Below are 15087 nucleotides of genomic sequence, written 5' to 3'. Positions count from 1 at the left end.
TCGGCGACTCATTGCAGGATCGCGCCCGGACGAGGTCGAGTCGATTATCTATGACAACTTGCAATTTAAAAATCTCTAACCTCACAGCCCACTTTCCCCATTTGGATTACAAAACGGGACCAATCGAGCCTTCAGCGGCCAACAAGCATCCCTGTCGGCATGTCGCGTTTTATTGATCCGACATAGGGCGATCCTGGAGGCGATCGCGCTTGCCCTGATAGGTACCGACGCTCGACCAGACCTGGTCGAGGAACCGGGTAGCCTGAGGCTTAACCCAAGTTTCATGGGTGCGGAGGACCTGCCGCAGAAGCCATCGGCGAAGGTCCGGCTTCAATTCGACAACGGGCAGGTCTCGACGTTGACGATCGGCGCCAAGCGCTATTCCCAGACCGGCGAGAACCGACTGTCCATGGTTTTCGGCTACGGCGCCGCTCGGGCTGCAAGACGAACGTTCCGTCAACAGTAATATCCAACCTCAACCCTCAGGACCGATCATGTATATTGCGAGGCGAACTTGCAACTATTAAGTTTAGTGGGAAATAACTTCCGGCGTCTTGCGAATTCAGGTAAGTGATCGGCGCGCGACCTCGACCACGAGGCAGCCGGTCCGTGGCGATACGATTGATTTGCCACGAGAGCGGCACGTCCAGTGTTTGCCCCGGAATCAGTTCAACAAGACGTCAGTCCTTCAGATGCTGCGCGACCAGATGCACCGGGTTCATACCCCAGCTCATGCACCGGTTTTCTGGATGTAAATTAATATCAGAGAAAAGCTCGGTGAGTTCCATGAACTGCGATCACGCGCGGCCAAATTGGCGGGTCGACGGTTCTGATCCCTTCAACTGCTTTACGATAGCTCAGCTCTGACAGGATGCCCAAAGCGGTCGCTGAAACCGCCAATCGTAAACAACTGTGGAGACAGCCATGGCTATCAACAGAGTGATTGGCAGTGTTGAACAAATCGGACAAGTCTCATCGGCTCGCACCGATGCCTCCCGCTTCGGCTTGGATCCGCATCTCAATGTCGTGTGCTTGCGACACTCCTAGGCTGACTAACTGGCCGAGTGTAGCATCGATCCTCGCTCGTTCGAGATGACCTCGGCGAAGCAACGACAGGTCCTCGAGTGCAGCTTTTTCAAACCACTGCGCAATCTTTCGCCCGATGCCGAGCGTGTGCCACATTGACGGATCATTTCGCGTGGCTTCCAGCCAGGCTTCCACTGCGAACAGTAGGAAATCTAAGTGCCGCGCTGTGGGCGCGACCAACAACGTATTCATCGTGCAAAGCGCGACGAAAGCGGTTGGACCGCCCGGCAGGAGTGGTCGCAGTATTTCTAGAAGGGGATCCACACGATCGAAAACTGCCGGGACCAGATAGCTCTCGGTATTGCCCAACGGATTGTAGAGGTTCATTAGCAGCTTCGCGATCGGCGGACCGGTGACATAATCTATGCTGCTGCCGCGCTGATCCCGTGACCAACGAGCAAGCGCCATTATGCGTGTGACCAGACGCTCGCGAAGTTTAATGGCGTGACTGGCCGGCTGGCTTCGATCGTTGAAATAGAGTACGTCGGCAGCATGAATGACGGAAGCGGCGACATCGCAAAATGACTGGTCCGGAAGCTCCAGTATCGGATTGAGCAGCAGCTCCAACTTCTCCTTTGTCGCGTCCATCAGCGCCACCGCGACCAGGATATAGAATTCGTGGTTCCAGTCGTCCGGCGTCCGGTTCAGGTCCGTCTCGGCCGGATGGCCATGGCCATTCAGGCGGGCGGACCATAATGCATAGGCGTCGACCAGCTCCCCATACCATTCTGGGGTCGCTTTAGCCTCGGTGTTCAACAGGCCCACAAACTTCGCGACGGCCTGCGTATCAACATGAACGGAAGCCTTTTTAGACCGCGTTGTGACAGAACCGTCATCTCCGTCGGCCTGCGAGACTGTACGGGCTTCGGAACGCCGCGCAGGTTGCGCATCTCGCAAAGACGGCGCCTCTTCGGGCAGGATCGGCCAAATTGGTTCTGTTCCACCGTCGAGCCAGGTGATCTCGGAACCGACGGTTCCTGCATCGAGACGTTCCTTCTCGGCCTCATAGGCGGCCTGGTTCGCCGGATCCTCGTCGTAAGGATGCCAGACCCAGCGGCGGCATGCGAAGGCCACCCGAACAGCCGATTTAAGAAGGCGTGGATCGGTCTCGTTGAGGGCAGCCAGCGCCGACTCGAAGGCCAGGACAGCGGCGAGATCCTTGCGAGCTGCGGCTTCGACTAGAAGATTGCGATCGGCGTGTAGTTCGCGCCTGTGCCAGAGATGGACCAATGCACAAATGCCCATCGCCGGCCGGTTGTACTCGAGTATGTCGCCAGAGCTATAGCGATCGCCTTCTTCTTTCAACGCCTTTGCAATGACCTGTCTGACCCAGGCCTCATGCTCGTCCAGAAGGTTATCGTCACCGTCACGGGCGACAAGCATCGCCGTCGCAATCAGGCGGGTCGATCGCGACTTGAGGCTATCGGTATCGCTGCCGTCGGGAATACCCCCAGCCGCATAGTCCACCGCCTCGCGTGCGGCCTCCGCGGAGCCTCGGGCCGGATCATTCACCGCCAGCCGGATCTTCGCTTCGATCTCGCTTGAATTGACGAGATTGCGACGGCCTTCTTCGAGCTTCGCCAGATGCTTGGCTTCAGCCGACGGAGACCGATAGGAAAGTAATCCGTCAGCTTCAATCCAATTTGCCCTGTCGAGCCTATTGAGCGCGTAAGCGCCCATGAGAGCAGGATCAGCAAAGTTTGAATCGGCGGAATATGATTCGAGCTTCCCGACTGCACTGCGAAGAACTGTGCGAAGACTGCGTCCGGCCTCGTCATCGTCAAGATAAGCGGGAAGAAGACTTTCGAGCATTATCTGACGCGATGGACGCTTCGCAAGATCGGCAAGCCTGATCCGCCCATTCGGCTCCTTCCCCACCCTCATGCCGGCGAGCGCCTCACGCGTCACTCGCGTGCGGTCATTAGAGAGCAGTTCGGGGTTTGCCAGAAACGGGGCGAGCGCATCTCTCGTAGTAGGCCAGTGGGACAAGAGCACATCGATGGCAGTCAGGAGATAGGCCGCGCAGCTGCCCTCCGGCCCGAGAATATCGCCGAGGACGGCCTGAACGTCATCGCCCTTATCCAGCCGCTCCTGGGACCAGGCCTCAAGGGCCATCAGGCCTGACGCGACCGAATACTCCTGGGCCTGCCCGCGAGCCCAGAAATAGGTTTCAATCCACGGAAAGAAGCGCGGCTTATCGTCGAAGACGAGTGTGTAACCATTGCTCGTCGTTATCTTGCCACGCGCGTGAAATGTGACCGACGTTTCGACAAGCTTTCGAATGAGAGCAAGACCGGTGTCGGGCGCAGCTTCGAGCAAATCGAGGAACGGCGGCTGAGCTGGAGAAGGCGGCAAGTAATCCGTATCGGCAAAACTGAGTGCGCGGTCCGTCCAGCTACGGCTTGCCTCGTCATGATGCGGCGTTTCAATCAGATTTCTCTCGACAAGCGCAGCAAGCTCGCGAGGAGCAGGCTTCGCCAACGCCCGGCCAAACGGTCGGATTGCCTTGAACTTGTACGAATTGTTCTCGGCCTCGACCGCCGTGAGATAGGTCTTTGTTTCTTCCGGCGCGTTGCCTGCGAGCAAGAGCGTCATGGAGCGAAGATCACTGATCAATTGTTGACGCGCCTGCCCTTGAATTTTGGGGGCATCCAGCGGCGACGGAATATCGATCTTTGCGTCCGGAAGATCGAGCTGCATTAACCATTTGAACAGCATCCTGGACGTCTTCCGACCATACTGAGAGACTCCTAGGGCCAGGAGGAACTGAATCTCGACCAATTTGACGATGGCGGGGATCGCCTGGATGGGTATGTCGGCGACATTTGAAGCACACCACAACACGACAGTCGGTGCCGACGGCGTTGTCGCGGCCCGCACCGATCGCGGTGCTTCGAGAATTTCGCCGTACGCTCCAGCCTGTGCGAATAGCTCGGCCACAGGCGCAGTCTCCACCGCCGTAATCGCCGTGCACAATTCGGACAGCAGCGCGCCGCCCTGGGCGAGCAACGCTGCCCTGCAGCGATTTAGAAGCTGCGGAGAGAGCTCGGACCTAATGATAGCCATCAGCGCTTGGCGTCGCCATGCATCATGCGCGCCGGCTGCTGACAGGGCCGCCAAAAACGCCTTCCACGCGGAGCCGTCCTGTCCCTTTTCAAGCGCGAACCGGCCCGCGAACTCGACGCCGCGCGTCAGGCGCGGGGATGGCGCAACCGTCAAGTCGATACCTTCGATGAGCGCTGTGTCTTCATGCAGAATGGCACCGATTGCCCAGTCGCGTAGCACGTCATGATAAAAGCCGAGGCGATCCCGCTGGGGCTCGCCCAAGGTAAGACTGTTCAACATGTGGTCGCGGGCTGGTGAATCAGCCGCTGCCTCGATCGTGTCGCTGCCAGAGAGCGCGGCCTTTGCTAGGTCGGCAAGAATGCGCTGAGCGGCTCGGACGTCCGAATTTTGCGCGCCGTCGGCAGTTTGCCACCATCGATCGGCGAGCGCCGCCTCCGTGCGGATCTCGACTGTGCTTGGAACTTTGAGCAGCTGTGTCAACCGGTAGAGGTTGCGAGCTATGCTGGCGGCGGGATGGCCGGGTGCGAGAAGCGCGCTCAATTCCGGCGCCAGTTCGCTGAGTGCTGCGACCTCCTCGTCGTCGAGTTCGCCGACTAGCACTTGGCAAGGGGGGCCGAGGACAGCAAGTGCGTCTTCAGCCAGCCAATTGCGACCATCCGCATCGAAATCCGGCCTGTTCGACACGACAACCGCGAAGCCATCTATCGCGGCAACCTCTCGCAAGAGATCATTGATGGTGCGGCGTCGTTCTGGCGAGGCGAGCATCTCGAGACCGTCGATGAACAGGACACCACCGCCGCTGGCGGCAAGGTCGGCGAGGAAATCCCTCGCGGTGCCGGGTATATCGAGGCGCTGCGCAAGAGCCGCCCAGCCGCCCCCCGGTGTTCCGATCGGATCAAGGACAATGGCATTCGCCTCGCTTCCTACCCGCTCGGCAAGATGGCGCAGCACATAGGATTTGCCGACACCAGGCTTTCCGGTGATCTCGATGAAGCGATGTCGGTCGCGGGCTTTTTCAAGCGAAGCCATTGCGCGGAGGCGGGGGAGGTTTACGCCACCGACCGTCGATCCGATGTCCCTGAGTGCGAAGCGCGACATTTCGGCCAGCCGTGCGCGGGCCAAGGTATAGTCCCGATTGCCAGTCAGGCGAAATCCACGGTCAGCCAGAATGCCTGGCAGCTCGTCTCGGGAGATTGCGCCGCCGGATTTTCCGGTTTTGATGACAAGTTCGATGAGACTGCTCCACAGCGCTTCGGCGCGTGACACGTCTTCTGGCGCAAGCACCTGCGTCGCCATCGTGAGCGCATGGGCACGTGCCTGTGGCGCACCCGATTCAAAATCGAATTCGAGGATCAGGAACTGCCTGATGATGCTCCAGATCGCTTCGTCATCGTCCGTGACACCCTTGGCGACGAGATTGGCGCGAAATGTCCGGGCAAAGCTGCGCATCGCGTCGCTGGCGACACCTTTGAGCGCAAGCCGCTCGAAGAGCTTGGCACCCGTCTTTGACACACGTGCCCATTCCAGCACATCCTGATAGGGGCCAGAAATCGCAAAGCTTGTGCGCTGGGTCGCCACCGCGAATACATGGCGGTCGGTCGGCTTGTTCGTCGGTGCGCTGCGCACGATCTGCTCGCATACGCTTTGGAAAATCCTATCCTTCGGCGCGAATGTGATCGTGCGCTTCGACTGGATTTCGAGAAGCGAACTGCCTCTATCCGACAAGCCGTGTACAATCAGGTCGTCCAGCGCGTAGCCTTCGTCCACTCCCTGAAACTGAATTTTTTCAATCCGGGCATTGGGCAGTCCGCGCGCTTCGCTTCCGGCCAGCATCTGCAGGAGGTAGAAGGCACCAAGCTCGCCCTCGATATAAATTCCGGCGCCTCCGCGCCCGACCGGGCTAGAGCCGTCATCTTCCTCTTTCGATTCATCCGCCGTGAGTTGATCCATCTCGTTTGATCGTCTCTCCACGGCCCGGAAGCCGCCCCGGTTTGTCAATAGCGCGAACGCGATGCCAACGCGACTGTTTTTAGACGCAAATGTGGATATAGCTTAGCCCGCGTATCGCCATACCGGCCTGCGGTTCATGCAATGCCGTAACGTGTGGCCCGACAAATGACCGCACCCGATCGCAGCTCAAAAAAGGCTCGATGCCTACTTGCATAGCCGGGAGCATCCACACACGCCGGAACACAACCTTCACACATTATGGGCCGCGGTTTTCACGGCCCCCTTGTTTGTCTAGCTAGCGCCTGCTGTACAAATACTCTGTATCCAAATGCCTTGGTTTGCAGCCCACTTGTCAGTTCTCCCGTTCAGGCGCCGCAGACCTTCGTCTCTATCGCCCTTCTGGTGGAGGGCAATTACCTGCCAGTTTCTAGCATTGAAAACGGGGCTACCTGAACTTCCGGGCTCAGTAGGAGCCGTGTATTGCACATGGCGCACAGTATTGTCTACCGGCGTGCCTTCGTGAGGTCCTTCGTGATCGATCAGGTGATTATGCTGCAACGAAAAAGCTAATTCTCCGCCATTGGGGTAGCCGATCACGTAGACGCGTTGAGTACCATCTCTCAGGGGAAGCCGCGGCGCAAACGACAGAGGTTTGACGGCGGGTATCATGCCGTCGATACTCAACAAGCTCGCATCGAGATGCTCCTTAGGCCAAGTCTTATGCAATTTCGAAAAGCCAAATGAAATATTTTTGTCGGCTGCCTCAAAGACAATCTCGACCTCCTCGGGAAAGCAGGCTTTATCGCTTGGGTTATCACTGACTACATGGGCATTTGTAAGCACGCAAATCTCATCACCGAGGGCCGGAACTACATCGCCTCCGCGAACTATAAAACCCGTGCCAACTCTCGTATTCACGCCTTTGATCCTGACGACGCCAACGGATTGAGCGGACTCCATACCTCTCTTCACCCATTCGTATGAGAGTGGACCGTCTTTGCCGAGAATTGACTCAAGTTGGCGGTCCGAGGGAGCAGGCGCCTCGGCCAAAGCCTTCACGTCCCCGGCAGGCAGCAAAGCGACATCGAAATTTCGAGTAAGAACCGCCGCGCCCATCGTTTGGATGATTCCTGCGCCCTGGTTGCTCTGGGTACCAAGCTGCCACAGATCGCGAAGCTGTCGAGTCACCGCACCAAGAGTTTCGGCACTTGTAGTTTTATTCTGGACGATTCTTGCCAACTCGGACTGCGCACGATCCAAGTCATTGAGAGCTACGAACGCTTCCGCTTTGGACGCGTAAAATCGTGCTCCTCGGAGCTCCTGCGGGGTCTTGTGAAGATCTTCCAAGACTGTCGTTGCGAGCTTGATGCGATCAATATCGACAGGGACAGGGACATCAAATTGCCGAGCAAGGGTTGCCAGACCGATAAGGTTCAAGCTTGAGCGAACCCTTGATTCCGGGTCGCTATCATACTGGCGCCGGTAGGCTTCCATGGCATTTGCGATTGCTTCTCCTGCACCGGAAACGCCGGCTTCGGAGGCCTTCATCGCGAGTTCTTTCCACGCCCTTGCACGTATCGCCTCGGAGATTTTCCCGTTGGTATCGTGCTTATGGACGAATTCTGCGAGCGTTGATGCCCCGGTCGACAGACCGTTATCCACTAGGTTTTGGACCTGAACGCCTCTAGCTAGCAGATCTTTCACATCTGTTTTTCTTATAAAGTCAGACACCGACTTCAGTGTGTCTGACCTTTGCAAGGCCTTAAAGTGATCAACGGCAGACACAATCTCTCGAACGCTGAATGTCTGTTCGGAAACGGCTGATTGTGGCGGCTTTGGTTCTTTCATCACGGACTCCCGTCACAACGCTAGCAGCTTTTCGACGCCTCTCCGCAGGTCCGGTGCTCTTAGGTATTTCACTATGCTGTGACGCCAGGCGCCTTCGTTGAGGACCGCCACGTCCTCGATATCTCCCTTCCCGTCGCGTTGATAGTCGTTTTTAAGAAAAGGGTCGAAGCCAGCCACTGGATCGAGACGATCAAACACATTGACCCATCCACCTTCGACCCGCTCGGACGGGAATCCATTTGGCCGGGACCATTCGGGACGCAACTTGTCTTGGATCTCATCAAGACCGAGCGGGCTTCCGATTGTCATCAACCCGCCAATTTTCTGTATGCCTGGCACGCGTTTGAGGCAATCGTACGCAATCACCGTTCCCATACTGTGGCTAACGACAATTTGCGGCTCGCCTGATTTGGATCCCTCGGCAACTGCTTTCACGAAGCGTTTCCTAATCTCATCCTGAACTTTAAACGTGGTGCCGGGTCGCGGAGTGAACTCCACATTAAATAGGTAGTGATGGACGTCGCGGAGAAACGTTTCCATAAACGCTTTCTTGATAGGCCAAGGCAGTGGGATGCGCTCATAAGGCATTCCATCAAGTTCGCGGTTTGGCGGGATAGCCTCCACTGTCTCAGCAGCAGCGAGAGTTCCGCCGAGTTTCAACGCCAACCCGCTGATAAAAGTTGCTTCATCAATAGTGGCGGGAATAGGTGTGCGCGCAGTCGCGTCAGCCTCCACCTCTTTCGCAGTCGTCGCCTCGAAGCTTTCATAGGCGGCAACATTGGGATCTGGATCGGCGTACAAAACGTCTGCCCAGTACACCATAGACGAAGTCACGCCTTCGCCACCCAGATCTATCCCGCCGGCTCCTGTAGCGAGGCTGCGCAACCAGATGTCATGCAGTTCCTTGGCCTTCGGCTTGTTGCCGATCCCATGAATAAACGTCACGTGCGTCATTGTATCTCCCTCAGCCTATTCCTTCTTGATTGGTGTCATTTTCAGAATAAAACTTCAAGTGGTGCATTTACACTTCACCATCGTTTGAGACGCGAACAAAGCTGAAGGGTAATTACAGGAGAAGAAATGGCTATTCGCAGGATGCGCACTCCATCGCCGTTTGCCTCTGCGCGCGGCGATGTCATGTTCAAGCGGCTCCTGCCAGCTGCCTACAACGTCTTCAGGTACGCTATAAGCGCCGCCTTCTCATCCGGCTTCAGCGCCGGGCCGATTACGCCCGGACCGGGGGTGTCGCTGAATTCATGGCCGGTATTGCTGTTGCCCGGCTTCGAGGTGTCGAACTTGAAGCCGCCTGGCAGCTCCTCCGTTCGGTAGCCGACCTTTTCCGGGTCATATTCGCGATTACCAAGCCAGAATGTCTTCGGTCGTTCACCAACCGGCGATAGCAGAGCATTAATGGTCGGCACCGAGCCGTTGTGCAGAAAGGGCGGTGTTGCCCAGATGCCGTCGAGCGGCCGGGCCTTGTAGGCGAGCGGCGCCTGGATGCCATTCTGGCGATTGCCGTTCATGATCTCCCGTTGCTCCGGCGGCACCGGCGGCGTCTGGCTGCCGTACCAGCGAGCGCTCGTCTTTGCGACGAGCTCGCCGAGCGCGTCGCCGAAGGAGTCGGTATCGATGCCGAGCTCGACGGGAACCTTGACCTTGCGCTCCGCCATGCCCTTGGCCTGGGCTGGATCGGTGCCGATTTTCTCGATCTTGATTGTGGGCACACGAAGATAACGCTCGCGGGCTGGATTCTCGTCCGTCCAGTGCTTCTGGTCCCAAAAGCCATCACTGCCGACCGGTGGCAGATGGCAGCTCTGGCACCGGTCGGCGTAGAGCGCGGCACCCTTGGCCGCGAGCTCCGTATTGATCGGGCCCAACAGGTTGGACGGCCAGCGCGGCGGACGCAGGCCGGTAAAGCCGGTCTCCGCGGTCGGTTGCCTGCCCGCCAACTGCTGCTCGATTGCGAAAATTGTGTCGACTTTCACCGTCGAGGCAAAGAGCGGCTGCTCCGGCTTGGTGAGGTTGATGAAGGCGCGGACCCCCAGCGCTTCGCCGGCATTGCGTATCATTGGCTGCATAATCGAGGCATTGTACTGTACCCAGTCGAACCAAGAAGTGTCCCAGATATGCGGGAAGGCGACCGGCGCGGACTGGGCGGCGTAGTTCTCCGGCCGGTCGAGATCGAGCGAGAAGACCTGGTTGCCGATCCGGTTGAGCGCATCCAGCCGGCCGAATCCCTCTTCGATGCTCTTGGCGGCCACTTTCTTGTCGAGATCGACTTCGATCTTGCCACCTGCTAGCGCCTTGTCGAGCTGCGTCTTGAGCCCGGCCTTGGCAGCGTCATCCGCCTGCGGCCCGAGCACTGCCGTGGCGAAGCGGTCGAAACGGAAAGGCGCGTAACGGGTGAATAGCAGGGCCAGTCCTGTCGCCTTGCGCAATTTCCCGAGATCGGTGAGCGCCGGCCCGCCCTCGACCATCACGGCGGTGCCCTTGTAGGTGAAACGGCCAGTGTGGCATGCCGCACAGGTGAGCCCAATGGTGGTGAGCGGCTTGCCGGTTGCCGGGTTGATCCACGGTTGGGCGGTTTTGGGATCGATGAGGTCGCCGCCATGGGCGAAGCCGACCGGAAGGCCCGTCGAATCCGCCGTGATGAAGCCGAAGCGGTCGAGATAGTCGCTGGACAGGAGGGGCAGCCCGGCCGTCAGCGTGAAGGTGGGCTGCTCCAGCGCCGCCAGCCATTCGTAGGGTATCGAGAAGGTCACCGTGCCCTGGTCGGCATGGTGCATCCACTCGCGTTGTGATTGTGACCAATTCTGCTCGAGCGAAGTGACCTTTTCCACCTTCGGATAGTCAGGAAGATCGACGCTGAACATCTGGACTATATAATAGAGGCCAGCGGCGACCAGCACGATGACCCCGAGCAGAATAGGCCAAAATCGCGACTTGCGTTTCATCGTCTCCACCCCCAAAGCGTTGAAAACGCCTGCTTCAGCATAGCGCGGCCCTCTAATTGTTTTGAGGCGATGGCACGGCGGCCCGTGCCGCGCGCGCGCCCGGATAGACAATCGCCCGTGCGTGGCCGAGCGATGCGTAATCATCGGGGCTGGTCGCCAAGGGAATGCGAATGCATTCTGGGCTCCGATTCGGATTCATCTCTAATCGGCTCACGGCCGTCTGGTCGTCCATGACCTCGGTCAGGCGGATTTCGAACATGTCCGCCCAAGGGAACCAATATTCGTTCCACGGCTGGGACGGGTCGAATAGCTCGTGATTGCCAATCGGCGGCGGCGGCGCGTCACGCAGCTGCGCCTGCAGGATGTAGCGCACGTCGCTGTGCCTAACGCGGTGAATGAAATCCTTGCGCAGGAAGTCGGGCGCCCGGTTGTCGTCGGGTGTAGCGTCCATGGACGGATGGCCGCTGGCCCTGAATTCCGGGCGCGGCAGCCCGCGGTCGAGGCCGCGGTCGGCGTTGATCAGCCGGAAGCGGACGTAGCGGCTGACGCCAGTCTTGTCGGTGAATTGGAAACAGACCCAGGTGTGATACTGAGAATCCGTGAACGAGCCGCGGATCCGGTAAGCCTCGCGCAGTTGATCGTCGAGCATCAAGCCGGACTCGACGAGCTTGATCCTGTCTTCGTCCGGCGTGTGGACGAAGGTCGAGAAGTCGCGGATGCTTCGCACGAAGAGCTGCCGGCCGGCATTCATCAGAATGTCGTAGAAGCCGCCGCCATCGGTGCTGGCGCCCGGCGCGAAGAACTTGATCGAAGCTGCGACACCATCGCGGGCGCGGTCGTCGGCGCGCCCAGGGAAGCCGGCCGGCGTGATGCAGCGCGCCTCGCCTTTTGCCACAACGCCGTAAGTGTGCGTCGCGCGCCCGTGCTGGAGATTGCCAGCCATGAAATTGAACGTCGCTTGCAGCTTGGCAAGCACTGCCTTGAAGTCGTCGTTTATGCCGACGGTCAGTTCCTCGGGTGAAAGGCGCATGTTGAAGCTCCAGTGTTCGTTGCCGGTGGGTTCGCGGCGAACGACCCGGTTGGTCTCATGCCGGAGGCCGGAGCTGCTAAGGTAGACCCGCCGGCGAACCTCATTGATCTCGCCAAGCGGCCGGTGTTCAGGCATCGCGTGCCACGGCGTAAAGGAGAGGTTTTCTCCGAAGGCGAGCTGCGCGGCCGACGTGAAGGTCTGCGGTGGTATGGTGATGCGAGCGACCAATTCGACGGGCGTCGTCCATTCTACGGTTGGATTGTCGATGACGCTTGCACTTGTCTCGTCGTTGAGTTGGACACAGAAATCGAAGACCGCCGGCCGCGCCGCCTGGGTGAGATGGCCGGTCATCGCCTCACGCAGATAGCCGGCGCCGCAGGCATCCGAGGGAATGGGCGAAACGAGGTTGTCCTTCGAGGGAACCACGGAATAGCGGCAGACCTGCGCGCTGCTCAGTCCGTAGGCATAGGGCACCTGGCTCCAGTAGCGTGCCGCAAGCGGGCTGTGCTGCACCTGCTGGCGGAAGCCGAGAAGCACGGGCAGGTCTTCGGGGCGGTTTTCCTTCAACCATGCGATGAAGGCGAGCGGCGGTTCGCCGCGTGGCGCCGACTGGGCGAGATCGGCCATGAACCGGACATAGTCGCTGGTGTTTCTGATGAAGAACATCGGCTTGTCCGCCAGCACGAAATCGTGGGTTGCTGCGTCTTCCTCGCCTTCCAGAATCTTTCGGCCAGCAACCCCGGTCAGCTTGATCGCCATACCGTGAATATCAGGCTTGGTGTCGTCGAGCTGCGCGCCGTTGGAAAACCGGATATAAGCCGTGTAGGCCTTCGGCTCGGCGAAAAGCCCGATCTTGAGGCGCTGGGGAAGGTCGGCAAGCACCTCGAAGGTCGCAGAGACGCAGCCATGCTGCTTGTAGTGCTGGCCACGCAGGCCGGGGCCGGTACTGCGCATCAGCAGCCGCTGCAACTCGTCGATTTCGGCGATCCCGGCATCAATGTCGGGCGAGGCTGCTTCGGTCATTACACCAGTCCTCCAGGCTGCGAGTGGGTGAATGCGGGGCCGGTGCTATCGGGTCTTCAGATATTCGATGAGGTCCTTGAGGGCGTCGGCATATTGCGGGCCGCTCCAGTCAAGGCGACGGAGCTTGCCATCGACCACGAGGTTGCGATCGTGGCCCGTACCGGCATGGCCGTCCTTTCGCGTGTCGTAGACGGTCAGCGTCGGCGAGGTGTCGGCAACGAGCCCGGTAACTGCCGGATCCCAGGCATATCCGACCTTCGCGGTGTCGTATTGGGTCGCACCGCGCAGGAAATGTGCCGGACGGCTCGCGGGGGCCAGGAGGTGGTACAGCGTCGGAACGGAACCATTGTGCAGGTAGGGCGCCCGCGCCCACACCCCGTCAAGCATCTCGGCGACATAGCCCTGGTCAGCCGGCGTCGTACGGGCGGTGATCACGTCCTCGCCCGCCATCCGGCATGGCCGGACTTCTTCCCCCGTCGGGATGCGATAGAGGAAATCCTGATCGTGGCAGCTCGCCTGGAAGCCAGCAGCGAAAAGCTGGAACGCCGCGCCGTTGAGGACGGCCGCGCGGTTCATGTCCGTGCCGATATCACGGAACTGATAGATCGTGTCGTTGTGCGGCCGGTGGCACACGGCGCAATTTTCTTTAAATAGCGCTTCGCCGCGCGCGGCACTCGCCATATCGACGTCGAACGGGTAGGGGGCCGGCGGCAGGCCATCGAGGAAATTGGCGACGACACCGGTATTGACGAGGTCGATCTTGGAGGGATCGCCGACGATCGGAAGCTGCGCGGCGATGTTGCGCCAGAACGCCATCTTCACGCTGCCGTCCCACTGGGCGCGCGCGCGCGCCTGTTGGTTCCACACGCTCGGAATGTCGGTGATGGTGGCAAATGGTGGGATTTCCGGATGAAAGCTATCCTTAAATGCTGTGACGTCGAAGTTCCGGTTCAGGCCTCCTGCGGCGTTCGGCTGACATTCGCCGGGGGGCATTGCCTTAGCGACCAACAACTGGAAAATGAGGTCGCCGCTACCGTCCTGCTGTCCGGTGCTGAAGCCGGAAAAGCCGGGTGCGTTCCAGTTGCCGTAGCTCGTCTGTTTCTGAAGCTCGATCCCGGCTTCGCGCTGAACGGTGCCGCACGCAAAGGTCGCCAGAATGCCGACTAGACTCTTCTTTACGGCGGCGCGTTGGTCGGATTCGACATTCGGCGTGAAATTCAGAAATCCGGGCTGGCCGAAATAGGCGGGAGGATAGAAATATCCGCCCGGTTTGGCATCGATGATGGCGGCGATGCGCTCGGCCGACGCTTTGATCTTTTCAGGAGTGGAGAAGTAGACCGCCACCGTTCGCGAGTAGGCATCCCGCCACTTGCGCACGTCCATCTTCGTGTTCGGCGCACCCTCGACGACCGCCGATCGATCCGGCGTCTGCACCTGTCCGACGTGGCAGGCGCCGCAGGCAAGCGTCACCACATCGAGCCCAGGCTTGGCGAAATCGATCTCCCCCAATGGATTGCCACCAGCATCGAGCGGGCGGCCCGCGGTCGAGGCGATGCCGAGGCCGAGCGGAAGAGGCCGCGATTTGTCTTCCGGATCGGAAAGGAAGCCGAAACGTCCGAAATTCTCGTCGTTCGGGCCCCAGATTTCGGGCGCGAGATCGGGCAAGACGCGCTGGAGCAAGTAAGGCACACCGGTAAAGCCATTGCCCGCGTTCATGAACCACGACGAGCCAATCGGATTTTGCTTTCGATAGGTGGTCCGCTCGGCGTCGCACCCTTCGCGTATATCTGTCCAGGTGATCGTCGAATTTGCACTCAAGTCGTCACGTGACGAACAGGCGGGACTTGCTGCGGCTGGCCCGTGGCTCGCGAAAATCCAGAGTGACGCGCCGCTTGCTAGCCCCAAGGAGCGCAAGGCGAAAGAGAGACGTTCTCTATATTGAGACGGCATTCCGGACCTCGGTCTGAGCTTGCGCGGAACTGACAGTTTGATAGGGCAGAATTTTGGGAATGCCGGCACGTGAGAGCGCGTCAAGGATTGAAATCCCTGCATGCCGTGTATACACGCATAAGTGATAGCATGAGCCTGGAGGATTGCAACTCTTAAAACAAAAAGCAGGCTGCGTGGGGT

At 59.2% G+C, this 15087-nt stretch carries 7 protein-coding genes and 1 pseudogene; 1 reads left to right on the top strand and 7 read right to left on the bottom strand.

Features of this window, described 5'->3' with window-relative positions; all coding sequences use genetic code 11:
• Positions 1-172: 172 nt before the first annotated feature.
• Positions 173-466 (top strand): hypothetical protein, encoded by a 294-nt coding sequence (locus FHX03_RS25825; protein WP_183856100.1) that lies wholly within the window; start codon positions 173-175, stop codon positions 464-466.
• 16 nt (positions 467-482) lie between these two features.
• Here FHX03_RS25825 and FHX03_RS34650 read toward each other — a convergent pair.
• From FHX03_RS34650 to FHX03_RS25790, 7 genes and pseudogenes are all read right to left on the bottom strand, one after another.
• Positions 483-734: pseudogene (locus FHX03_RS34650) on the bottom strand (hypothetical protein); the annotation flags it as partial.
• Positions 735-972: 238 nt separating this feature from the next.
• A complete protein-coding gene (locus FHX03_RS25820) occupies positions 973-6102 on the bottom strand; it encodes a hypothetical protein (protein WP_183856098.1) in 5130 nt (1709 codons plus the stop codon).
• A gap of 291 nt (positions 6103-6393) precedes the next feature.
• Positions 6394-7950 carry a serine protease gene (locus tag FHX03_RS25815; RefSeq protein WP_183856096.1) on the bottom strand — a complete coding sequence of 519 codons (1557 nt, stop codon included), beginning with the start codon at positions 7948-7950 and terminating at the stop codon, positions 6394-6396.
• A 12-nt stretch (positions 7951-7962) separates the two neighbouring features.
• The gene (locus tag FHX03_RS25810) at positions 7963-8904 is read right to left on the bottom strand and encodes a hypothetical protein (protein ID WP_183856094.1); all 942 of its coding nucleotides are present in this window, start codon (positions 8902-8904) and stop codon (positions 7963-7965) included.
• A 209-nt stretch (positions 8905-9113) separates the two neighbouring features.
• Positions 9114-10904, bottom strand: coding sequence for a di-heme-cytochrome C peroxidase (locus tag FHX03_RS25805; RefSeq protein ID WP_183856092.1), 1791 nt, complete (start codon positions 10902-10904; stop codon positions 9114-9116).
• A 52-nt stretch (positions 10905-10956) separates the two neighbouring features.
• Positions 10957-12957 carry a hypothetical protein gene (locus FHX03_RS34645; protein ID WP_246699293.1) on the bottom strand — a complete coding sequence of 667 codons (2001 nt, stop codon included), beginning with the start codon at positions 12955-12957 and terminating at the stop codon, positions 10957-10959.
• Positions 12958-13002: 45 nt separating this feature from the next.
• Positions 13003-14976 (bottom strand): cytochrome c, encoded by a 1974-nt coding sequence (locus tag FHX03_RS25790; protein WP_246699292.1) that lies wholly within the window; start codon positions 14974-14976, stop codon positions 13003-13005.
• Between the last annotated feature and the right edge of the window lie 111 nt (positions 14977-15087).

Source organism: Rhizobium sp. BK456 (genome assembly GCF_014194045.1).
In the GTDB taxonomy this organism is placed as follows: domain Bacteria; phylum Pseudomonadota; class Alphaproteobacteria; order Rhizobiales; family Rhizobiaceae; genus Rhizobium; species Rhizobium redzepovicii.
This window is presented reverse-complemented; position numbering and strand designations above follow the sequence as displayed.

Coding starts and splice junctions, on each gene's coding strand:
- FHX03_RS25820 (WP_183856098.1), bottom strand. CDS start 6,102: ATGGATCAACTCACGGCGGATGAATCGAAAGAGGAAGATGACGGCTCT.
- FHX03_RS34645 (WP_246699293.1), bottom strand. CDS start 12,957: ATGACCGAAGCAGCCTCGCCCGACATTGATGCCGGGATCGCCGAAATC.
- FHX03_RS25810 (WP_183856094.1), bottom strand. CDS start 8,904: ATGACGCACGTGACGTTTATTCATGGGATCGGCAACAAGCCGAAGGCC.
- FHX03_RS25805 (WP_183856092.1), bottom strand. CDS start 10,904: ATGAAACGCAAGTCGCGATTTTGGCCTATTCTGCTCGGGGTCATCGTG.
- FHX03_RS25815 (WP_183856096.1), bottom strand. CDS start 7,950: ATGAAAGAACCAAAGCCGCCACAATCAGCCGTTTCCGAACAGACATTC.